A 22,499-nucleotide genomic window follows, 5' to 3' on the forward strand; every position below is an offset into this window, starting at 1 on the left:
TCCCCTTACAGCACTTTGCCCTTGAGCAGCCCGGTCGGGCGCACAAGCAGCATGAACAACAGGATGGCGAAGGCCATTGCGGCCTTGTATTCGCTCGGGATCACCAGAACCGACAGCTCCTCGGCGATACCGACGATCAGCCCGCCAAGCACGGCCCCCTCGATCCGGCCGACCCCGCCCAGGATGGCGGCAGCGAACATCGGCAGCAGCATCTGCCAGCCCATCAGCGACTTCAGTTCCGTGTTGAGGCCGAGGAAGACACCGGAGGCAGCACACAGACCACCTGCAATCACCCAGGTCAGCATCACGACCTTCTTGTTGTCGATGCCAGAGAGCAAAGCCAGATTGGGGTTGTCCGACATGGCGCGCATGGCCTTGCCCCACTTGGAGCGGGTCAGGAACAGCTGCAGTCCGCCGACAAGCGCGAGCATGGCGATGACCGTCAGGATTTCACGGTCACGGATGCGCAGGCCGAAATAATTTTCCGGACGGACGATGCCGCGGGAATAGGTTTCCGTATCGACACCCCAGACCACCTGCACCACGGCGCGGATCATAAGCGCTATGCCGAGCGAGGCCATCACGGTGACGATTTTCGGCCGCTCGCGCAGATGTTCATAGAACACCTTGTCGATGCCGACGGCAACGGCGGCGGTTGCGATGATGGCGATCGGCAAGGCCAGCAGTGGCGAGACGCCAAGACCGGTGACAACCGCTAGCGCAATGAAGGCACCAAGCGTCGCCAGATCACCATGCGCCAGATGGGCGTAGCGCAGGATGGCGAAGATCAGCGTGATGCCAACGGCGCCAAGTGCATAGATCGAGCCGAGCACGATGCCCGGAATGACGTAGAAATTGATGAGCTCAAGAAAATCCATACCGCTCAGCCCCCCAGGAACATTTCGGCGACTTCACGGTCGGCCAAGAGGTCGGCACCACTACCTTCGTGGCGGTTTTTGCCGGCGGCCAGGACATAGCCCCGGTCGGCAAAGGCAAGCGCCTGCTTGGCGTGCTGCTCCACCAGGAGAATGGCGACACCGGTGTCGCGCACGTCCCGGCAGATCTGGAAGATCTGTTCCATGTATTTGGGCGAAAGCCCGGCGGTCGGTTCGTCGAGAAGCAGAAGCTTCGGATCGAGCATCAGCGCCCGGCCCATCGCCACCATCTGCCGCTGCCCGCCCGACAGGGACCCTGCAAGCGTCTTGCGGCGTTCCTTCAGGTCCGGAAACAGGGTGTAGACCCGGTCATAGGCAGCGCTGAGGTCACCCTTCTTCAGGAAGCCGCCCATCTCCAGGTTCTCGTGGATCGACATCTCGCGGAAAATGTTGTCGACCTGCGGGACATAGCAGATGCCGCGCTGGACGATGCGGTTGGGAGCCCAACTGGTGATGTCGTCGCCGTCGAACAGCATGCGACCGCCGCGGATGGTCAGGAGACCGAAAACGGATTTCATGGCTGTGGACTTGCCGGCACCATTCGGGCCGACGATGACGACGATCTCGTCCGCATCCACATGCATGGAGACGTCCTGAAGGATGTCGGCGTCACCATAGCCTCCGGTGATGCCGTCCATGGAAAGAAGCGCTGTCATGCGGCATCTCCCGTGGTTTCGCCCAAATAGGCTTCCAGCACCTGAGGATTGGACCGCACGGTCTGGAAATCGCCCTGGATCAACACCCTGCCCTCGGCCATGCACACAACGGGATCGCAGAGTTTCTCGATCATTTCCATGTCATGCTCGATCAGGATGAACGTGTAGCCGCGCTCCTTGTTCAGGATCTCGATCTTGGTCTCGAGCTTGCGAAGCAGGGTGCGATTGACGCCCGCCGCCGGTTCGTCGAGCAGCACAAGTCTGGCATCGGTCATCATGGTGCGGCCCAGTTCCAGAAGCTTCTTCTGGCCACCGGAAAGGTTGCCGGCCGGCTCGTGCGCGACGTGCGTCAGCTCCAGGAACGCCAGGGTCTCATAGGCCTTTTTCTCGACCTCGGCCTCGGCAGCCTTCACCCGCCCCCAGGCGAGCCAATTGGAAAACAGGCTTTCGCCCGGCTGAGACGGCGGCACCATCATCAGGTTTTCCAGCGCCGTCAGCTTGTGAAATTCATGCGGGATCTGGAATGTCCGCACCAGTCCCTTGTGAAACAGCTCATGGCTGGCCAGGCTGGTGACGTCCTCGCCCAGAAACCGGATGCGTCCGCTTGTCGGTTGCAGTGCCCCTGCGATCAGGTTGAAAAGCGTCGTCTTGCCAGCCCCGTTCGGGCCGATCAATCCGGTGATACTGCCTTCCTCGACGTGGAACGAGCAGCCATTCACCGCCCGGAATCCGCTGAAATCCATAACGAGCTGATCAAGCTCCAGCATTCACGCTCCTTGCCGCTCCCAACGGTCAGTCTTTTTCTTATTCCGGCCGCGCTTTCCCGTTTCCCGGGATTAGCGGAGCGGGCGCAAAATGGCCCGAACCGGCGCGGCGTCCAGCCCTTCTAACTTCATTGGCAGCGCAATCAACTCATAATCACCGGGTTCCACCGCAGAAAGAGCAAGATTTTCCAGAATCAGCATGTCACGGGAACGGGCGATCCCGTGACTGGGCAGGGTTTCGGAAGGATCCGGGTCGACGGAGGGCACATCCACGCCGACCAACTTGACACCGGCGTCCGCCAGCAGGCTCATGGTTTCCGGTGCCAGAGCCCTGTAGCCTGCCGGCCAGACCGTAACGTCTCGTTCTTCGGCAAGCCGCACAAGCACTCGGGGCGGGCAGCCTTCAAGGAACGCTTCCAGCTCTTCGGGCTGGCAAAGCGGACCAGAACCGCGTGCATCGATCAGCCGGGCCGGTCCGACGAAATCATGTAGATCAAGCTGATCGATCGTCAGACCGTCCGGGTCGTAGTGCAGGGGTGCATCGGCATGGGCTCCGCAATGGCTCGACATGGAAAACTCGCCGACATTCACCGGGCAGTCTCCTGAGATCGTCGCCGTCCAGGAGCTGCGATAAGGCGCGTCGCCGGGATAGACCGCCATACCCGGCCGCACGGGCGGCGTGATGTCGAACAGATCCGTCATCTTGAAATATCCTGCTGAAGGGCAATTGCCGCGTTTCAGACAGTTTGAAACAACCATGGCTGGCAAGTGTTGTAAAGCTGAGCGGACACGCCGGCGACAGGCAGTCAGCTGGCGCAAAACCAGCGCGATACGGCCTTTTGCAATCGGGGAAAGCTCAAATCCGGCATCCAAGGTGTCGCACAACAATCTGTTGGCGTTTGATGCAAGTTTTATCTATCGGCACTATTCTAAATTCAGAAACTGAAAGTATCACCAGATCTCGTTAAGTTTGTCAGCGGTTTTCCCGATTTTAAATTGAATGATATATTCACGTTCCTTACACTTCTGCAAAGTTGCAAATTTGCGTTGCCAGACACGAACTGGCGGCTTCGTCCGTCATGATTTCTGATTTCGAATGCGTTCATCCCGGAGAACGACCCTGTCACACATGTCCGATCTTTCCCAGACGCAGCGGGCAACCGAAAAAAGGAAAGCGTCCCTGCCTTTTACACTCGATGACGGCAGGGTGGATCAGGAGCTGATCTTTTCGATTTACGATCGTCTCGACACCGGTATCTGGATTTTCGATTTCGACGAGAAATGTATTGTGTGGGCCAATCGCAAGGCGCTTGAGATTACCGATGCCGAATCGCTGGAAGAGCTGCGGGCACGCGACATGGGCTCGGACATGTCCCATTCGGTGGAACAGCGCCTGCGGCAGTACCAGCAGGATTTCACCAAGCATGACGTGAGCTTTTCGGAGATCTGGACACTCTATCCGAATGGCAAGGCTCAGGTCCTGCAGGTTGTCATGAGCGGCATCCGGCTGAATGACGGTCGTATGGCGCTGCTATGCGAAGGCCGTCCGCATCACGAGCAACAGCCGGAAACGCTCCGAAGCGCCGAAGCGCTGATGCACACCACGGTGATGATCTCGCTGTTCTCCGAAGACGGGCAACCTCTTTACCGCAACACGGCCGCGAGGGCAGCCTGCACCGATCTCGCGTGCACCTTGTGGGATCATTTCATCGATCAGGTGCTCGCCAAGAACGTGATGGGCGTCCTCACGGAAAAAGCCACGACCAAGTTCGTGGCGGAGGTCCGGACGAGCGACGGCCTGCGCTGGCACGAAATCACCATCCGCCGCTGCCATGACGCCGTAACAGGAAAGCCTGCCTTTCTGCTGAGCGAGATCGATGTCACGGAGCTTCACCAGACCAAGGAACGCGCCCAGTATCTTGCGAGCCATGATGCGCTGACAGGGCTGTCAAACCGGACCTATCTGAAGGAACGCCTGTCGCATGTGAGGCAGACTGCGAAGGACAACAACCTGATCGCAACGCTTTATCTCGTGGATCTGGACGACTTCAAGATGGTCAACGACACGCTTGGCCATGCTGCAGGCGACCATCTTCTTCAGCTTGTTGCATCCAAACTGAAGGATCTGGCCGGAAACAACGACATTGTCGCGCGGCTTGGCGGCGACGAATTTCTGATCTGCCACCTGTCCTCGCCCGAAAGCCCGCGACCGGACTGGTTCGGACAGGCGCTGCTGCAGGCCTTTACCAGTCCGCATCTGATTGAGGGCAAGCCTCGTCATGTCGGGCTGAGCATCGGCTATGCCCATTATCCGGCCGACGGTACGGACATCGACCAGCTCATGCGTCATGCGGACCTTGCGCTTTACCAGGCCAAGTCGGAGCGGAAGAACAAATGCGTCCGCTACAAGGAATTCATGCGCAAACTCCGGGACAAGCACATGTCCCTGAAGAAGGATCTCGAACGGGCAATCCGCGAGAATGAATTCCTGCTGTATTACCAGCCGATTGCCTGCACCCGCACCCAACGTGTTGTCGGCGCCGAGGCCCTGTTGCGCTGGCAGCACCCCGAAAAAGGCCTGGTCAGTCCCGACGACTTCGTGCCTGTTGCCGAGGAAACGGGCCTCATCAACGAGATCGGCACCTGGGTCAGCCGGAATGTTGCCTACATGCAGTCCGGGCTCAAGCTGCTGAACGTTTCCGTACCGCTGTCGATGAACGTCTCACCCAAGCAGCTTTCGGACCCCACCTTTGTTGCACGCATGCAGAGCCTGCCGAAGGAAACCGGCTGCAATGCGAACGACATCTCGCTGGAAATCACCGAAAGCGTTCTGCTTGGCGATATTCCGCATGCCTACGAATCCCTGACGAAGCTGAAAGCCGCCGGCTACCGGATCGTTATCGATGATTTCGGCACCGGCTATTCAAACCTTGCCTATCTGCACAACTATCCGATCGACGGTATCAAGATCGACCGGATGTTCATGAACGACATTGCCACCGGCGGTGCCATCGTGAAGCTGATCCTGTCGCTGGCATCAGCGCTTGATGCCAGCGTTGTCGCCGAAGGGGTGGAAACCGTTGAACAGCGGGCCTGGCTGTCTGAAAACGGTTGCAACCGTTTCCAGGGCTTCCTCTATTCCAAACCGGTGCCCGAGCAGCAGTTTATCGACATGCTGCAGGCCCAGGTTCGCGTCGCAGCTATGTGACCTTTGCGCGGGTCTTGAACTCCGGCCGGTTCCAGCTTTCCGTATCCAGAATATCCTTCAGGATCTCAACCGCGTCGACAATGTCCTGATGCGACAGGTACAGCGGCGTGAAGCCAAAGCGCATCACGTCAGGCGCCCGGAAATCACCGATCACGCCGCGGTCGATCAGCGCCTGCATGACGGCGTAACCTTCCTTGAAGCGGAACGAGACCTGGCTGCCGCGGGCATTCGGATCCCGCGGGCTGGCCAGTTCCAGTTGCGGGCACTTGGCCTCGACTTCAGCGATGAACAACTCGCTGAGTGAAACGGACTTGCGGCGGATGTCCGCCATGTCGACATCCTCGAAGACATCAAGGGCCGCATGAAGGCTCGAAAGCGCAAGAATGGCGGGCGTGCCGACCGTCATCCGGCTGATGCCGGAAACCGGCCTGTAGTCGAGATCGAACGCGAAGGGGGCCTCATGCCCCATCCAGCCGGTCAGCGGCGAGGTGACCTTGTCCTGGTGCTCGGGGGCGACATACAGAAATGCCGGAGCACCCGGGCCTCCATTCAGATACTTGTATCCGCAACCAACGGCAAAATCCGCTCCAGCCCCGTGAAGATCGACCGGGATCGCACCGGCAGAGTGGGCAAGGTCCCACATCGCCAGGGCACCTGCTTCATGGGCCGCGCGGGTGATATCCGCCATGTCATGAACCCGGCCGGTGCGGTAGTCGACCTGCGTCAGCATCACCACCGCCACGTCTTCATCAATGGCGTCCTTCACCGCTTCCGGATCGACAACCTTCAGTTCATGTCCCTTGTCGAGCAATTGCTTCAGGCCGGAGGCGACATAAAGATCGGTCGGGAAATTGCCGTTGTCGGAAAGAATGACCTTGCGCTCCGGCCGCAGCGCCAGGGCTGCGGAAAGGACCTTGAACACATTGACAGAAGTGCTGTCGCAGGCGACGACCGTCCCGGCCGGTGCGCCGATCAACTTGCCGATGCGGTCACCTGTGCGGGCTGGAAGGTCGATCCAGCTGTGGGTGTTCCAGGCCCGGATCAGGCTGTTGCCCCATTCCTCGTTGATTACCTGCGCAATGCGGGCGGGCACGTGTTTCGGCAGCACACCAAGCGAATTGCCATCCAGATAGATGACCCCGTCCGGGATCTGAAACGCCTGTTTTTTGGAAGCCAGAACATCTGCCGTGTCGGCCGGGTGCTGCGAGGTCATGAGTAGCTCTTGTGTCGGATAGTTGCATTTGAAAGGAAGCGGCACGCTATCAAAGGGGCATTTCGCAAACAACTGTTTCCGCGAACCGTTTGATCCGGTTCCAACCCGCACGGGAAAACGTCTGTTTCAGCCGCATGTCGCAAATAACACAAAAATGCCCGTTTGAATGGAGGACATCCGGGCGCTATCTGTTAGCGTGACCTCAAAGCGCCGGCAGGGCCGGTGCATCTGACATATGCGGTTCAAGAGATGTTCATCAGCGTCTTCGACATTTTCAAAATCGGCATCGGGCCGTCCAGTTCTCACACGGTGGGCCCGATGGTTGCCGTTCACCGTTACCTTGACCGGGTGCGGGGCCTGTCCGGCGCGGAAAACCGTGCGACTCGGCTGACCGTCACCCTGCATGGCTCACTTGCCTTCACCGGCAAGGGCCACGCCACGGACAAGGCCGTGTGTCTCGGCCTGCTGGGAGCAAGGCCCGATTCCATCGATCCGGACAAGGTCGACCCGATGCTGGAAGAGCTGGAGCAGACCAAGAAGCTGAAGATAGACGGCCTGCCGGAGCTGCATTTCGAACCGTCCCGGGATGTCATCTTCGACTATGGCCCTCCGCTGGCGCTGCACGCCAATGGCATGACCTTCCATCTTCTGGATGCTGCCGGCGCCGTCATCGACACCTTTGTCTATTATTCCATCGGCGGCGGTTTCGTGGTCAGCGAATCCGAATTGCGCAAGACAAGCAACGAACCGGTCAACGAGCTTGCCAAGCAGGATGTGCCATTTCCCTTTGCCAACGCCAAACAGATGCTGGAGATGGGCCGGGAAGCGGAGCTTTCCATTGCCGAGATGAAGCTGCGCAACGAATGCAGCGACAAACCCCAGGCTGAAGTGGAAGAAGGCATCGACCGTCTTTGGTCGGCAATGGATTCCTGTATCAACCGCGGCATTTCCCAGACCGGCATTCTGCCCGGCGGCCTGAAAGTGAAACGCCGCGCCGCAGATATCTACCAGAAGCTCATTCGCGAAGGCCGTACGAACCCGCCTTTCGAGCACAACGTGGTCGACTGGCTCGGCGTCTACGCCATGGCCGTCAACGAGGAAAACGCTGCCGGAGGCCGTGTCGTCACGGCACCGACCAATGGTGCTGCCGGGGTCATTCCGGCCGTGACCCGCTATTACCTTGATCACTGCCCCGGCGCGGATCAGGCCGGCATCAGGACCTTCCTGCTGACGGCGGCAGCCGTTGGCGGCATCATCAAGGCAAATGCCTCGATCTCAGGTGCCGAAGTTGGCTGTCAGGGCGAAGTCGGCTCGGCCTCTGCCATGGCGGCTGCCGGTTTGTGCGCAGCGCTTGGTGGCACCAACGAGCAGATCGAGAATGCGGCGGAAATCGCCCTGGAACACCACCTCGGCATGACCTGCGACCCGATTGCAGGCTTGGTGCAGGTCCCTTGCATCGAGCGCAATGCCCTTGGTGCGGTCAAGGCTGTCACGGCGGCCTCTCTGGCGCTTCGTGGCGACGGTTCGCATTTCGTGCCGCTGGACGGCTGCATCGAGACCATGCGCCAGACCGGCATGGACATGATGGAGCAGTACAAGGAAACCTCGAAGGGCGGGCTGGCCGTCAATATCGTGGAATGCTGATCCGCCTTTTCCCGCCCGGCGTAAGCTGAACATCCCCGGCGGCCAGAACCTGCGCTGCCGGCTCTCTCTTTCAAGGGGCCGACATGGCGCTTTACATCACCCCGCTTTTCGCGGGCCTGCTGACGCTGCTTTACATTTTTCTGAGTGTTCGGGTGATCGGCGTGCGCAAGAGCGAACGCATCGGCCTCGGCGATGGCGGCCATGGCGGTTTGCAAAGACGCATGCGCGCCCACGGCAACTTTGCAGAATATACCCCGCTGGGGCTGACACTCATGCTGCTTCTGGAGCTGACGGGTGCCACGCCCTGGCTGCTCTGGGCTCTTGGGGTGGGTCTTTTCACCGGCAGGGCCCTGCACGCCTACAGCGTCAGCCAGGAACCGGAGCCGCTCAGATTCCGGATTGCAGGCATGGCCCTGACATTCACCGTTCTGGTTGTCGCGGCACTGATGTTGTTAACGCGCTCGGCAAACGGTCTGCTGACCGGCTGATTAGATCTGCTGCAGCCGGGTCTTGTGTGCGTGCGCAATGTGAAGCCGGGCAGCAGCTTCTGCTGCGGCACAGTCGCCCCGTGAAATCGCGTCAACGATTGCGGCATGTTCCTCGACTGCCGTTTCGCGCCGTTCCGGCGTATCCAGCGTCGTGCCCGCCATCAGGATGAGCGACAGGCGCAGGTGGTCGATCTGGTCGACCAGATAGCGATTGTGCGAGGCCAGGCACAGGCGGCGGTGAAACTCCCGGTTCGAGCGCACCAGGCTGTCCTTGTCCGCAATGCGCTTGCGATCGGCGCTGACCAGATCCTGCAGGATCTCCACTTCCGGCTTTGACGCATGCTTGGCGGCAAGTCCGGCGGCCGTTCCTTCCAGAACTTCCCGCATGAAGTAGACTTCGTTGATCTGGCCATGATCAAGGGTCGGCACCACCATGCCACGGTTGGGCTCGTGCACGGCGAGGCCCTGGGCCTCAAGCCGTTTCAGGCCTTCGCGGATCGGCGTTCTGGAGACGCCGAATTCTTCCGCCAGGTCTGCCTCGCGCAATCGGTCGCCGGGTTTCAAGACCCGCTCTTCAATGAGGCCGATCAGCCGGTGGTAGATTTCAGATCCGTTCATGATGTCTGGTTAGCGGCAAGCTGGGGTTCGCGCAAGCAATTGCAGCTTTCGGATCGCTTGACCTTCCGAAACAATGTCTTCCGGAAGAGAAGCGTTTTTGCGATTACCGGGAGAAGCGCCTTGCTACGCACGCTCAGGTGCCGGGCGTAAACAGTTTACCGCCGACAACCGGCTGGCTGACACCAGTCGTGCCTGGAAAGGTGGTTGGCAAACCGGCTTTCAAACGCGCGCCCAGGAATGCCATTGCCTGGGCTTCCAGGGCATCGCCGTCGATCCGGTAGTCGTCCGCCGACACGACATCTCCCGCAAGAAGCTTCGCCAAGGCTTTCATCAGAACAGGATTGTGCCGTCCGCCGCCACAGACCAGCCAAAGCCGAGGAACCCGCGGCAAAAGCTTTTCCGCGCTGGCAATAGCGGCTGCCGTGAAAGCGAGCAAGGTGGCAGCGCCATCCTCCAGGCCAAGACCTTCAGCAAATTCGCCGGAAAAACTGTAGCGGTCGAGGGACTTTGGACCCGGCTCGACCAGGAACGGATGGGTGAGCGCTGCCTGAAGACGATCTTCATCGACCGTGCCCCTTGCCGCGATCGCCCCGCCCGCGTCATAGTCGCCAGCACCGTGCTTGCGGACCCAATCGTCCAGGAAGGCATTGCCCGGTCCAATATCGAACGCCAGCAGCTTGTCGCCTTCAATATAGGTAAGATTGGAAACTCCACCGATATTGAGGAAACACAAGGGCTCCTTGTCTTCGCCAACCAGTGTCTTGGCGAGCGCCTGGTGATAGACCGGCACCAAAGGGGCTCCCTGCCCGCCTGCCACCATATCTGCCAGGCGAACGTCGCCGATCACCGGAACATTGAGATCCGTTGCAAGAGACTGAGGATCACCCAGCTGAACCGTTTCGCCCTTGGCCGGATCGTGCCAGACCGTTTGGCCGTGAAAAACCACGGCATCCGGCGCGAGACCGTGCGTTGCCAGAAACCCCAGAATCGCCTCGGCATGGTCGCGCGTTACCGCAGCGGCGATTTCCGGCCAGTCGTCGCGTCCGGTTCCCTTGCGCGCAGCAGCTTCCAGCACCCGGCGCTTTGTCTCTGGCCGGTAGCTCGCCGTTTCCGCAGGGCCGAACCGGGCAACCGTCCGGCCGTCGGTTTCGATCCACGCCAGATCGATACCGTCGGCCGAGGTGCCCGAGATTGTTCCAAGGATGGAGTAGTGATCGCTCACAGGCTTTCCTGAACTGCCTTGAGACCGGCTTCTGCGATGTCGAACAACTCGTTCACCTGGGCTTCGGTAATGATCAGTGGCGGACAGAAGGCCATGGCGTCCAGCATGTTGCGCGAAATCAGGCCCTTGTCGTGGAACATTGCATTGGTTTTCGCGCCGAGCGCGCCGGGCGTTGCCGCAAGCGCCTCATGCGACAGTTCCGCGGCACCTATCAGCCCGATGCCGCGCGTCTCGATTACCAGCGGATTTTCCGCAAGGCCGGCAAGGCGTTTCTGGAAGGTCGGTGCGATGGCTCTGACATGGCCAACCAGATCGCGCTCCTCGATGATCTTCAGATTTTCAAGCGCAACAGCTGCTGCAACCGGGTGCCCGCTGCCGGTGTAACCATGACCAAGCACGCCGATCTTGTGGCTTTCGTCCGCGATCGGCTGATAGACCGTGTCGTTGATAAGCAGCGCGGAAATCGGCTGGTAGGACGACGACAAAGCCTTGGAGAGCGTCATCATGTCCGGCTGCAGATTGTAGGTTTCCGTACCGAACATGTTGCCGGTCCGGCCAAATCCACAGATCACCTCATCGGCGACGAAGAGAATGTCATATTTCTTCAGAACCGGCTGAACTGCTTGCCAGTATCCGTCCGGCGGCACGACCACGCCGCCGGCGCCCATCACCGGCTCGGCAAAGAAGGCCGCGATCGTTTCCGGGCCTTCGGCCAGGATCAGGTCTTCCAGGTCCTGTGCACAGCGCTTTGCGAAATCCGCCTCGCTTTCACCGTCCTTTTTCATGGTCCGGTAGTGCGGGCAGGTGGTGTGCAGGATCTGCGGCAGCGGCAGGTCGAACGAGCGGTGGTTGTTGGGCAGGCCCGTGAGACTGGCCGAAGCGATGGTGACACCGTGGTAGCCGCGCACGCGCGAAATGATCTTCTTGCGCTCCGGCTGGCCAAGCGCATTCGACCGGTACCAGATCAGCTTGATTGCCGTGTCGTTGGCCTCAGACCCGGAGTTGGTGAAATAGGCCTTCGACATCGGCACGGGAGCCATCTCGACCAGCTTTTCCGCCAGCTCGATCGACGGTCCATGACTCTTGTAGGTGAAGGTGTGGTAGTAGGGCAGCTTCTCCATCTGCCGGGCGGCCGCATCGACCAGGCGCTTTTCACCGAAGCCGACGGCAACGCTCCAGAGACCGGCCATGCCTTCGATGTAACGCTTGCCGTTGATATCCTCCACATAGATGCCTTCGCCCTTCTCGATCACCAATGCGCCTGTCTCTTCCTGACGGCGGGCGTCGGCGTAGGAATGGAGCTGGAATGCCGTGTCGCGGGCTTCAAGGGAATTCGGCAGCTGTGCCATGAAGGGTCTCGTCTCAAATGCGGTTGGAAAGATCCGGCCGCAGGCGACTCAAAGGTTCCTGCGCGGTGGAGCACACGGTAGGCCATAGCCTGACAAAATTGAAGAGATTGCTTGGGACGATTTTTCCTGCAAACGAGCTTCGAAAGGCCGGAGCCAAGCGCGAGGCATCGCAAGTCGCGATCTTTGGCTGAAGACCTTTTTGCCTGTGATGGCCGTCACATGTCTCCGGGGGCCAGACGGGCTACTTACATCATGTCCGCAGAAACGGACAGACCACTGGCCGGAGCAACCCTCAAGCAGATGGCCGGTGGAGCAAACGGGCGGTGGCAGAAAGCTTCCGCCCGTCCGCATTTCGGCCAACCGGGATCGCCCAGCGCACATTCAGTATGTCGCAGAATGCGCGCGCCGCTCCGGCATGGCTTCGTCCGCTGTCCAGAGCGCAACTTCGAGCTCCTGCACGCGTCCCCTGATTGCGACGGCTTCCCTGCGTGGTGGCATTCCCAACATCTCACCACCTGCCTCGGCGGCTTTCGTCAGGGCGGTGGAAAGGACGATCGAAGCGCCACGTGACTTGCCGACTTCCATCAGCCTGCTGGCCACGTTCACGCAGTCGCCGGTTGCCGCGATCTGCTGCTGGTTCTCATGCCCCAGACGCGACAACACCACCGGACCGAAATGGCCGCCAAGGCGTACGTCGCGAATTTCGGCGTCGAGCCCGGAGGCAAGGATCCAGCCACGCACGGCACCGACGAGATCAAAGGCACAGCGACAGGCGTCAGCGGCATCCTTTGGTCCGGCGTCCGGAATGCCGAATCCGATCATCGCCCCGTCTCCCATGAAATCCAGTACCAGACCCTTGTTGCGCGCGGCCTCATTGACGACTAGCGTATGAAAGGCCTTCAGAACATCCCGGGTTCGCGCAGGACCCAGTTTTTCCGAAAGGGCGGTGTATCCGGCCAGATCAATGAACAGGATCGCAACCGGCTGCTCCCGCGGGACCAGCAGAAAGCCGGGATCATCGGCAATGCGCCGAGCAAGATCCGGCGCCTGAAACCGGCTGAGAGCCTCCCGGGCCGCCACCAGCCGGCGCACCCGGAACCACTCGAAACCCTCACGCAGCACAGCAAGCGCGACAACCGGCGGCACGCTTGCCGCAATCGGCAATGCCGCGTTGAGCCAGATGCCCTGGTTGAAGCAGATGACGACGACGGTCAGCCAGCCCAGCAAAAGCAGCAGATAAACGATGGTTGCGCTGGCCAGCGGCAGAAACACGACAACGGCCATGCCCAGTAGCGTAATGGAGACGGCAGCGAGTGCATCGAAGCTGCGGACCCGGCTGTCGCGTAGCAGAACCGATCCGTCCAGCAGGTTGGCAATCCCCGTCGACAGGACTTCCACCCCAGGCAGGATAGGGTCGAACGGAGACGAAAACCGGTCGCCGACAGCCGAAGCGGTGACACCAAGAAGCACCAGGCGACCGCCAAGAGCGGCCTTGGCGGCTGCGGCGTCCTGAAGAAGCCATTGCGCGCTGACGGTTCTGATGGTGCCGCCCTTGCCATAATAGTTCAGTGGCTGCTGCCACTGCAGGTCCAGCGACTGCACTCGCCCGGAAATCCGGATACCTTCCGCAGTCACTGATGGAGGCGCGCCCAGAAACCTGGCAACAGCCTGCATGCCAAACGAGGGGGCCAGCCCCTGGTCGGTCTTGAAAATGAGAGGGATATGTCGCGGTGTGCCGCCGGCATCGGTCGAGACATTGACGAGGCCGACGCTGGCTGCTTCCGCGAAGGCTTCAAACGGACGCAGCTCGGTTTCGGGAGCCGGTACCAGTACCGCCGCAGCCCTTTCAAGCGGGAACTGGCCACCGGCCGCAATCACCGTAGGCAGAGAAGCAAGCGCCGTCGCAAGGCCGGCGTCTGCTGCCTCGTTCGATTTCCCCATCAGCAGAATGTCGATGGCCAGGGCCTTGGCGCCCGCGGCCCGGATCCGGTCAACCAGCTTGGTCAGAAACACCCTGTCGACCGGATAGTGACCGGCTGCGGCCACCGTCTGATCGTCGATGGCCACGATCACCACATCCTGCGGCGCTTCGCGCGGCCCCTTGATATGGATACGAAGATCGAGAAGCACCGTTTCCAGCCGGTCAAGCACGCTTGCCCGTCCGGCAACATGGCCCAACGCCAGGGAGCCTGCCGAGACGGCCCCGACGATCATCGCCAGGACCACGAGACAGACGTAGAGCTTCAGTTTCATTGACCGAAACGGGACATAAGCCCTGCGGCCCTTTCCGCTGACCATGTGGCCGGTGCGAAGGGAAGGCCCGGGGCGACGTCCGCTCCTTCACCGGCTGCGAGCAGCACCGTATCGCTGCCATCCGGCCGGGATACCGACACGTGACCGCGCAAAACGAAGACTGACGTGCGCTCCGGCCCGACATCCACTGCGTAGATCGTGCCACGAACGGCAGCAATGGCGTGAGGGGTTCGCACCTGGAACGGGCCACTGCCCGGCTCGACCTCGATCAGCATCGCATCGGTTTCGAGATCGACGTCTTCCGGGCGCGTGGCGCCTGCGGCGGTGTCGATGTTGAAAGCACTGGCTGCTTCTGCTTCGATCACGAGACCGTTCGCGCACTGAAACACAGTCCTGGGCGGATCCTGGACCTGTGTGCGTTCGCAGCCGTTCACATTTTGCGCCATGGCCGTGGAGGACGCTGCGAGCATCAACCCGATCAGGGTTCCGGCCAATTTCAATCGTCTTGTTGACATTGCAATCCCGATAGGCTTGTCAATTTTAGGTAAGGCATCGCCGTGAGATACCACCATGGTATGACACAACAACCGTTGTAACCACCGTTGTACTGGTGCTCGCATCACACGAGAAAGAGAGAATATGGCTACCGAAGAGAGTTTGAATAAGGAAAAGCTCCTGGGACAGAGCTTTATTTTCGAAGCGCTGGATGACGAGAGCCGCAAGGATCTGGCCGCTTTCGCACATGTCAAACGCTACACCGCAGGCGATATCATTTTCGACATGGGAACGCCGGGGCAAAGCATGATGGCAATTGCGGAAGGCTCGGTGCGCGTCAGCATGCCGACGCCCAGCGCCCGCGATGTTACCTTGTCGGAACTGCATCCCGGCGACATCTTCGGCGAAATTGCCCTGCTCGATGGCGGCGAGAGGTCAGCAAACGTGCGCGCCTTGACCAACTGCAAGCTGGTTGTGGTTGAACGGAGGTCTCTGCTTGAAGTGCTCAATCGCGATCCGGCTCTTTCCATCCGGCTGATCGAGCTGCTTTGCCAGCGCGTTCGCCGGTCGGACGAACGGATGATGGAAATCGGTTTTCTCGGTCTGCCGGAACGTCTCGCCCGCCTTCTGCTCCGCATCACCGTGACCGCTCCCGGCACTGAAGAGAAGCCGCTGACCAAACTGTCGCTCTCCCAGTCGGAAATCGCAGAGATGATCGGCAATACGCGAGAGACAGTGAACCGGTGCCTGCGCAAGTTCCAGAAAGCAGACCTGATCGACCTCAAGGAAGGCTGGCTGATCATCCGAAACCGGGAAGGCCTGGAGGACGTCGCGGACTTCGTGTGAGGAACACGAGAGCCGTTTTGGCCAGAACTCGGGACGCGCTGGCTGTCATCAGACAGCCGATGTCGGGGCAGTGTCGCGCGTCACAGGCCCTGGCGAATGATCTCTCCTAGGTAAGAGGGACAGGCGAACACCACTTCGCCTTCACCAAGCCAAAGGAAGATCCAGATGTTCAGGAAAACCATCTTCACCGCCGTTGCCGCCGCAGCCCTGGCAACCACGACCTTCGCCCCTGCCGCCTTTGCCGGTGGCTATGGAAAAAGCAACCACAAGGGCTATCAGCACCAATGGGCTTTTGGCGCTCGCGATGCGGTTGTGACACGGCATATCGACTGGTGCTTTGGCCGCTACAACTCCTATCGTGTTTCCGACAACACGTTCCAATCCGGGCAAGGCTCGCGCCTGCAGTGCTCCTCTCCGTTCATTAGCCGCTGACCATTCGCCTGACAGGAGACATTTGCCGGCAAAGCGGGCAGAGCACGGAGATCATATCCCGGCTCTGCCCCGCCGGAATGCGCCTCCGGCAAGAGCCAAAATCAGATGCCGTTCTCTTCAAGAAAGCGATGGATGGCACCAAGGCACACCTGCCAGGCAGGTTCCTGATCGACCAGAATGTGATTTCGGCTTTCCAGTGCCACGAATTGCGCCCCCGGGATGCCTGCCGCAACAGCCTGGCCGAGTTCCAGCGGAATGCGCTGATCGTATCTGGAGTGCAAAACGATTGTCGGCGCCTTTACCTGCCCGAGGCGATGCCGGACATCGATACGGCCGAAGGCTTCCTGAAACCGCGCCGCGTTTTTCGGCGAGGTTGTCTGACGCTGAAAATCGTCGAACCAGTCCAGGGTTTCCGCGCTGGCATCCGGCATGAAGGTTTGCGAGAAAATATGCCGGTAGGCCGGATTATCCGTTCCCCAGCCAAGTTCCGTCAGCGTGATCACCGCTTCGCGGCGGGCCTGTTCCTCCGGTGAGGCGAGATATCGCCAGCCGGCAGCATACCCACTGATCAGGATCAGTCCGGAAACGCGCTCGGGATGACGCACGGCGTATTCAACCGACACGGCACAGCCCTGAGAAATACCCACCAGCGGAAACCGCTCCAGCCCCAGGGTATCGGCAACGACCTCAAGATCCTCGACAAAGGCGTCGAACCCGAGATCGTCCACATCCCAATCGGACAGACCGCAGCCTCTCTCGTCGTAGCGGATCAACGTGCGGCCGCGGGAGAGCTCTGCAAAGCTTCTGCCCCAGATCGGGCTCGACCAGTCGAACTCCAGGTGGTTCAGCCAATTGGCCGCCTTCAGAATAGGTGGGCCGGACCCGATGCTCGCATAGGCGATCCTGGTGCCGTCTGCCACGTCGCAAAATCCGATATTCTGCGCTCTGAGCGCATGGGCACGGGCCTTGCGAACCCTGTCTGCCGGGTCGGCCGAACTCGTCTCGGCAAGCACGACGTGGTCAGACGAAAGACCTGAGGTCGAAGTGACCCGCTGAAGGCCTGCCGGCGACGTATCACTTCGCATCCGCTGGTGCGCCTCTGCGCCTTCCGGGTCGGCTTCCAGCCACAGTCGCTGCCACTTCCGACTGGCAGCCGGTCCAATATCCTTGTGGGTTGCCAGACGCCTGTAAACTTCCACCTGTGCCAGATGGACGTCTTCGCGTTCAGCCGTCAGCCAGGCATCGAAAGCCTCGTCCCCGGCACCGTCCAGGCCGTCCAGCAACATATTCCCGAGCCGCGTTGCCATGTCCTCAAGCTCGGTGACGCCAAGCAATCCTGCCTGGTTCCGAAGCCTTGCGTGAATATCGAGAATGTCGATACCGATGCCCTCAGCATCGAACTGGACGCGCTCGCGGTCGGCGATGATGCGCAACCGGTCCGGCGTATCGACCGCCCGCCGCAGCTTGCTGAGTGCCCAGCGCAACGCCGCTTTTGGATCGTCCGGAAGGTCCCAGAACAGCTCACACAATCGCTCACGCCGATGCGGCCGCCCCGTCGCAACCAGAAACGCAAGTAGCGCCCGTGCCTTCTTGGAGGCCGGCAGAACAATTTCCTGCCCCATGGCCCTGACGCGCAGTTCCCCAAGGAGCGAAATTTCCAGCGCCTGGGACATGTATGTCTCTGAACTCACTTTGGAAAAACACTTCGCGTCTTTGTAGCACCTAAAAGAAGGCTGGTAAAACAAACCTGTCAGAACTACCGCCTGCGCCTTCGCCAATTGCCAGGTTCTACGTCCATTAACCGGAATTCCGTTATTACCCCTGGGCCTGCACCCAGCCGATATGCCCGGTCATCGGCCAAAACGATCCTGAAATCGGATCAAAACGAATTATTATTGCTAAGTTACATCGTCGCAAAAATTCTTTTCAAAGAAACAGGAAATGCGCCTTGTTTTCGACACGGTTTCAACTTAGGTAACGTTCATCGATATTGTTTGTCGAACTTTGTGACTGCGCGGTTTACCGTGTTCTGAACGATCTTCCCATCAACGTCGACCTAACCGCGCCGCCCCGCATACCGTGAGGCGCGCAAACTACCATGACCGATTGAAAGGAAATCGTTATGCCAGTAGGTACCGTAAAATTCTTCAACACCACCAAAGGCTTTGGCTTCATTCAGCCGGAAGATGGCGCTGCCGACGTGTTCGTGCACATCTCCGCTGTAGAGCGCGCAGGCATGCGCAGCCTGGTCGAAGGCCAGAAGGTCAGCTTTGAAGTTGTCCAGGACCGCCGCTCCGGCAAGTCCGCTGCTGACAACCTTCAGGAAGTCTAATTCTGCATCCAACTCTGTTCGGTGACCACGGATGTACTGGCACCGGGCAGCAGGATGAATGGAAAAGGCCGGGGTAACTCCCGGCCTTTTTTGCAATTACCACCAGTGAACGGTTGGAGACGTGCAGATGACTTCGTGCAAGGATAATGAAAGCCCGCTTCGCACACGACGGGAAACTGCGGAAAGCAAAGCGGAAACAACGCGTCGGGTCGCGCGTGAAATCAATGAGGCCGAGACATCTGCCCGCGACGCCAAGACGGCCCGGCTGAAAGCTGCAAGACTGGCGAGCCAGGACAAGCAGGCAGCCGCCGCCACGAATACCGCCAAAGGTAAGTCAGCCCCGGCAAAACCCCGCAAACCCATTGTGCCCAAAGCCTGACGCCAGGTTTCGTTTCTCTTTTTCCAGGGGCTTCTTAAGGGCACTTTCGGCAAGGCGAGCGAAACGGGCATTCAAAATGGATCGCCCCGATTGCCGTTCGGCGATCGCTTCTGCTTCTCCGGCCAAAGCTTCGGAACCATGGCACACCGTCAGGCAGTCGCCAGTTCCATGACCTGCGCCGGCTCTCTGCAACCGGGAAAGAGCTCGTATTCTACGTGTTCCACAACTGCAAATCCCAGAGATCCGTAAAAGGCGATCGCGCCTGTGCTGGCGCATAGCACCGTGACCTGAAGCCGCCTTGCGCTCGAACCTTCACGCTGAACATGCCGGATCAATCTGCGTCCGGTCCCCGATCTCTGGAACGCCTGGCTGATGTAACAGCCCCAGACATAGACAATTGCCCCGCGAGCTGCGTAGACGCAGCTTCCGACGATCCGATCGTCATGAAACGCGAGGACTACCCGTTCATCCGTCGCAGGCAGAATGCCACCCAGATCGTCTCCGGCAAGGGATTCGACCATCGCGGTGGCAGTGTCGCTACCCAATTGTTCCTGGTAGGTTTCCCGCCAACAAGTCGCAAGAAAAGCCCTGAGACGGGATCTGGGCAGGCCGTCTGATAGATCGCCATCAGACGCAAATTCGACCAGTTCCACCACGTTTCCTGTTCCTGGTTCATCAGGCAATCACAGATGAGGAACACCTCTTCTCGCGCACGGGCAGAACCGGTTCTCCAGCAGCCTAACGGTGGCTTGAACCGAATGTTTTTTCAAGCAGCGTCGAGTTGGAACCAGAAGCAGCTTCGCCAACCGCTTCAAGTTGATCCTGCGTGGTCATGCGCTCGTACGCTTCCCCATCGGACTGTATGCGATACTGCGGCATGCCATCGCGAGCAGGCAACCTGCCTGTCACACGATACGTCAGGCCGGACATGCCCTTGCCACCGAATACGTTTTTCAGGCGCACGGCCTGCCCTATCCTGAAACTGTGGTCCGAAGAGCCACCCGAGGCTCTGCCCTGGCTGGTATTTGCGACCGTTTTCCTGGTCATGATAACTGGGTATCCTTTGATTTGAAGAATTCGCCGGCTGAGATCCGCCAAGTGACGCTATGCTATCGACAGATACGTGTATCAGCCTGTTCAACCGGCATACGGTGGCCGCTTCCGTAAACTGTCCTTGATCCGAGAAGGCCAAATGCATGACGGAAAGCGGTAAACATCTGCGCCGCCAAATGTGTCATGACCGGTTTCGCGGGTACACTTGTCCAGGGAGGGCACAGGCCTAAGCAGCACCCTGACAAGGAAAAAATACACTTATTTACTTTGAATTTTCATGACAAAATAGGCGGTGAGATTGATTTTTTATTTTGTTCCGCGCTTATTTTTCTAATTTTCAGCATACACATTTTACAATAATAATCAAACATCAAAATATTTTGAGATTTTATTTCTTCCAATTCTTTTGGAATGACCCGAAACGCCCCCTTCTTATAGGGACGATCCAAGCCGGGCGACCGTAATCACCTGCCCAAGAACATGCGGCATGTGTCATCGGAAACAAGATCCGATTTCCCGGATCAGGCACATTGGGATTCGGCAAATCACCCGCTGACGACCTGGCCTTTAAACGACATTAGCCCCCACGAGAACCTGTCCGGTCCATCGCATGGAAAGCGGGAATCCAAAGCACGAATGTAGCTATTGCGGAAACGGCAAATGCTGAAATTGCTTCCTGGAAACTGTCCAGACAGACCGACAACGCTTCAGCGCAACACACACAGGTGCAAGCAGATCAAATACTGATGGTGCGGGAAAAGTGGCGCACCTAGGCGGAGAAAGTGCAAACTCTCTCCTTGAAGCGCTTGAGGAATGGGAACGCCATCTCAGACATTTAGACACTGACGGTCTGAGGTGCGACGATGAACCCTCTGGACCGTGAATTCAATAAGTCAGCGGACAAGAGCGAGAAGCTGAAATATCCGCCACCCTTTTCTCTTCGTCTTACATTCGAGGAACGTGCCCTGCTGGAGAGGCAGGCGGCAGGCATGTCTCTTGGGGCGTATATCCGTTCCCAGATCTTAGGCGATGATGTCACGCCACGGCGCACGCGTGGCAAGTTTCCGGTTAAAGATCAAGCGGCATTGGGGCGTGTTCTGGCCGGGCTCGGCGCGTCACGGCTATCCGCGAATCTCAATCAACTGGCTCGCGCGGTGAATACCGGCATCTTGCCAGTTACGCCAGAAACTGACGAATCCTTGAAGGAGGCCTGTGCAGCTATCGAAGATATGCGCTGCGCTCTTATGGAAGCGCTCGGCAAGGGGCCGGAGAGTGGCCCATGATCTTGAAGGCCTCTCAGCGTGCAAACGCCAACCAACTCGCCGGACATCTGCTTAATACGCAGGACAATGAGCATGTGGAACTGCATGAGCTACGCGGCTTCCTCAGCGAAGATTTGTATAGCGCTCTGAATGAGACCGAAGCCATCGCCAAAGGCACGCGTTGCCAGCAGTTCTTATTCTCGCTCAGCCTTAGCCCTCCAGAAACTGAAAACGTGCCTGTCGAGACCTTCGAAACCGCGATTGAAATGATCGAGCAAAAGCTGGGTCTGGATGATCATCCACGCGTAATTGTCTTCCACGAGAAAGAAGGGAGACGGCACGCACACGCGGTGTGGTCGCGTATCGATGCGCAGACCATGACAGCCAAGCAGCTCCCCTTCTTTAAAAACCGCCTTATGGAGGTTTCTAAGGAACTCTATCTCGAACATGGTTGGGAGTTGCCCAAAGGCTTTATCGACCGCGAACTGCGCAATCCACTCAATTTCAGCCTCAAGGAATGGCAACAGGCCAAACGCACCCAGCAAGACCCCCGAATGGTCAAAGCCATGTTTCAGGAGAGCTGGCAAAGATCCGATAATGCCAAAGCCCTCAAAGAGGCTCTTCAGGAAAAAGGCTACTTCATTGCCAGAGGTGACCGGCGTACCGTGGTTGCTGTGGATATACGCGGCGAAGTCTATTCGCTGGCACGTTGGTCGGGCGTGAAGGCCAAAGATGTTAGGGATCGCTTTGGCCAGAGCACGCAGCTTCCTTCCGTTGAAGAGGTGAAAATGATGGTGTCCGAACGCATGGATGAAAAGCTGAAGAGCCTCATCCATGATGTCGGTCTGAACTACCGCCGTTTGCGCCCCGCTATCGAATATCAGCGAACGCAAATGGTCGAGCGTCAGAAGAAAGAGCGCACCCTCCTCTCGGAGAAACTGGACAAACGCCAGCGTCACGAAGCGCAGCAACGCGCCGCAAGGCTCCCTAGGGGCCTTGGAGGGTTGTGGAGCCATCTGACAGGCAAGACACGCCGCATCAAGCAACAGAACGAATATGAAGCCTGGCAGGCTTACCGACGCGATGCTGCGGAAAAGGAAAAGCTGATCGTTCAGCACCTCGAAGAACGTCAACGGCTCCAGCAAAAAATTAAGATTCTGCGCCAGCAACGCAGTCAGGAAATCGCCGACCTTCAGCGGGAAATGACCAACTACTTAAAGGCTTCGGAGAAGGACACTCGCAACCACGAAATTTCAAAGGAACCTAAGCCGCGAGCGCATCCAAGACAAGAAAGCACACATGAACCAAAATATCACTCAGGACCCACTTTAGAAATGGACTAAGTAATTT

21 protein-coding genes are annotated in these 22,499 nt (G+C 58.9%); 8 read left to right on the top strand and 13 right to left on the bottom strand.

Features of this window, described 5'->3' with window-relative positions; all coding sequences use genetic code 11:
- Nucleotides 1-5: 5 nt before the first annotated feature.
- The 4 genes from HEP89_RS04015 to kynB all read right to left on the bottom strand — a co-directional run bounded on the left by HEP89_RS04015 (nucleotide 6) and on the right by kynB (nucleotide 3,057).
- Complete coding sequence (locus tag HEP89_RS04015; RefSeq protein WP_023002230.1) at nucleotides 6-878, bottom strand: branched-chain amino acid ABC transporter permease; 873 nt, start codon at nucleotides 876-878, stop codon at nucleotides 6-8.
- Between the two features lie 5 nt (nucleotides 879-883).
- Nucleotides 884-1,591 (bottom strand): ABC transporter ATP-binding protein, encoded by a 708-nt coding sequence (locus HEP89_RS04020; RefSeq protein WP_023002231.1) that lies wholly within the window; start codon nucleotides 1,589-1,591, stop codon nucleotides 884-886.
- Nucleotides 1,588-2,358, bottom strand: a complete 771-nt coding sequence (locus HEP89_RS04025) for an ABC transporter ATP-binding protein (RefSeq protein ID WP_168691382.1) — start codon at nucleotides 2,356-2,358, stop codon at nucleotides 1,588-1,590. The genes HEP89_RS04020 and HEP89_RS04025 overlap by 4 nt, the downstream gene beginning before the upstream one ends.
- Before the next feature lie 69 nt (nucleotides 2,359-2,427).
- Nucleotides 2,428-3,057: an arylformamidase gene (gene kynB / locus HEP89_RS04030; protein ID WP_168691383.1), complete on the bottom strand. Its 630-nt coding sequence runs from the start codon at nucleotides 3,055-3,057 to the stop codon at nucleotides 2,428-2,430.
- Between the two features lie 427 nt (nucleotides 3,058-3,484).
- Here kynB and HEP89_RS04035 point away from each other — a divergent pair, with 427 nt between their 5' ends.
- Complete coding sequence (locus HEP89_RS04035) at nucleotides 3,485-5,563, top strand: bifunctional diguanylate cyclase/phosphodiesterase (RefSeq protein WP_055657546.1); 2,079 nt, start codon at nucleotides 3,485-3,487, stop codon at nucleotides 5,561-5,563.
- Here the strand turns inward: HEP89_RS04035 and kynU are convergent.
- Nucleotides 5,556-6,776, bottom strand: a complete 1,221-nt coding sequence (gene kynU / locus HEP89_RS04040) for a kynureninase (protein WP_152504684.1) — start codon at nucleotides 6,774-6,776, stop codon at nucleotides 5,556-5,558. The genes HEP89_RS04035 and kynU overlap by 8 nt on opposite strands.
- Nucleotides 6,777-7,025: 249 nt before the next feature.
- On the opposite strand from kynU, the gene HEP89_RS04045 reads away from it, so the two are divergent.
- Nucleotides 7,026-8,420 (top strand): L-serine ammonia-lyase, encoded by a 1,395-nt coding sequence (locus HEP89_RS04045; RefSeq protein ID WP_152508478.1) that lies wholly within the window; start codon nucleotides 7,026-7,028, stop codon nucleotides 8,418-8,420.
- Between the two features lie 83 nt (nucleotides 8,421-8,503).
- Entirely contained in the window at nucleotides 8,504-8,908 is a 405-nt protein-coding gene (locus tag HEP89_RS04050) for an MAPEG family protein (RefSeq protein WP_168691384.1), read from the top strand.
- Here HEP89_RS04050 and HEP89_RS04055 read toward each other — a convergent pair whose 3' ends face one another.
- From HEP89_RS04055 to HEP89_RS04075, 5 genes are all read right to left on the bottom strand, one after another.
- Nucleotides 8,909-9,526 (bottom strand): GntR family transcriptional regulator, encoded by a 618-nt coding sequence (locus HEP89_RS04055; RefSeq protein WP_023002238.1) that lies wholly within the window; start codon nucleotides 9,524-9,526, stop codon nucleotides 8,909-8,911.
- Nucleotides 9,527-9,659: 133 nt separating this feature from the next.
- Nucleotides 9,660-10,748 (bottom strand): anhydro-N-acetylmuramic acid kinase, encoded by a 1,089-nt coding sequence (locus tag HEP89_RS04060; RefSeq protein ID WP_168691385.1) that lies wholly within the window; start codon nucleotides 10,746-10,748, stop codon nucleotides 9,660-9,662.
- On the bottom strand, nucleotides 10,745-12,097 hold the full coding sequence (locus HEP89_RS04065) for an aspartate aminotransferase family protein (protein ID WP_077290837.1): 1,353 nt from the start codon (nucleotides 12,095-12,097) through the stop codon (nucleotides 10,745-10,747). The genes HEP89_RS04060 and HEP89_RS04065 overlap by 4 nt, the downstream gene beginning before the upstream one ends.
- Nucleotides 12,098-12,478: 381 nt before the next feature.
- Nucleotides 12,479-14,350: an adenylate/guanylate cyclase domain-containing protein gene (locus HEP89_RS04070; protein ID WP_168691386.1), complete on the bottom strand. Its 1,872-nt coding sequence runs from the start codon at nucleotides 14,348-14,350 to the stop codon at nucleotides 12,479-12,481.
- On the bottom strand, nucleotides 14,347-14,865 hold the full coding sequence (locus tag HEP89_RS04075) for a FecR family protein (RefSeq protein ID WP_075284314.1): 519 nt from the start codon (nucleotides 14,863-14,865) through the stop codon (nucleotides 14,347-14,349). Before HEP89_RS04075 ends, HEP89_RS04070 begins: the two co-directional genes overlap by 4 nt.
- Nucleotides 14,866-14,989: 124 nt before the next feature.
- Here HEP89_RS04075 and HEP89_RS04080 point away from each other — a divergent pair, with 124 nt between their 5' ends.
- Together HEP89_RS04080 and HEP89_RS29970 are read left to right on the top strand one after the other, a co-directional pair.
- The gene (locus HEP89_RS04080) at nucleotides 14,990-15,691 is read left to right on the top strand and encodes a Crp/Fnr family transcriptional regulator (protein ID WP_023002243.1); all 702 of its coding nucleotides are present in this window, start codon (nucleotides 14,990-14,992) and stop codon (nucleotides 15,689-15,691) included.
- A gap of 165 nt (nucleotides 15,692-15,856) precedes the next feature.
- Entirely contained in the window at nucleotides 15,857-16,123 is a 267-nt protein-coding gene (locus tag HEP89_RS29970; protein ID WP_023002244.1) for a BA14K family protein, read from the top strand.
- Between the two features lie 101 nt (nucleotides 16,124-16,224).
- On the opposite strand, the gene HEP89_RS04090 is transcribed toward HEP89_RS29970, so the two are convergent.
- Entirely contained in the window at nucleotides 16,225-17,796 is a 1,572-nt protein-coding gene (locus tag HEP89_RS04090) for an alpha/beta hydrolase (RefSeq protein ID WP_168691387.1), read from the bottom strand.
- Between the two features lie 449 nt (nucleotides 17,797-18,245).
- Between HEP89_RS04090 and HEP89_RS04095 the strand changes: the two genes are divergently transcribed.
- Nucleotides 18,246-18,455 (top strand): cold-shock protein, encoded by a 210-nt coding sequence (locus tag HEP89_RS04095; protein WP_023002246.1) that lies wholly within the window; start codon nucleotides 18,246-18,248, stop codon nucleotides 18,453-18,455.
- A 528-nt stretch (nucleotides 18,456-18,983) separates the two neighbouring features.
- Here the strand turns inward: HEP89_RS04095 and HEP89_RS04100 are convergent.
- Nucleotides 18,984-19,487, bottom strand: coding sequence for a GNAT family N-acetyltransferase (locus HEP89_RS04100; RefSeq protein ID WP_168691388.1), 504 nt, complete (start codon nucleotides 19,485-19,487; stop codon nucleotides 18,984-18,986).
- A gap of 85 nt (nucleotides 19,488-19,572) precedes the next feature.
- The gene (locus HEP89_RS04105; protein ID WP_168686384.1) at nucleotides 19,573-19,881 is read right to left on the bottom strand and encodes a hypothetical protein; all 309 of its coding nucleotides are present in this window, start codon (nucleotides 19,879-19,881) and stop codon (nucleotides 19,573-19,575) included.
- Nucleotides 19,882-20,750: 869 nt separating this feature from the next.
- Between HEP89_RS04105 and HEP89_RS04110 the strand changes: the two genes are divergently transcribed.
- Entirely contained in the window at nucleotides 20,751-21,170 is a 420-nt protein-coding gene (locus HEP89_RS04110) for a hypothetical protein (protein ID WP_168691389.1), read from the top strand.
- Nucleotides 21,167-22,492, top strand: coding sequence for a relaxase/mobilization nuclease domain-containing protein (locus tag HEP89_RS04115; RefSeq protein WP_168691390.1), 1,326 nt, complete (start codon nucleotides 21,167-21,169; stop codon nucleotides 22,490-22,492). Before HEP89_RS04110 ends, HEP89_RS04115 begins: the two co-directional genes overlap by 4 nt.
- The last annotated feature ends 7 nt before the right edge of the window (nucleotides 22,493-22,499 follow it).

This window comes from Labrenzia sp. 5N (assembly GCF_012395805.1).
Classification (GTDB): Bacteria; Pseudomonadota; Alphaproteobacteria; order Rhizobiales; family Stappiaceae; genus Roseibium; species Roseibium algicola.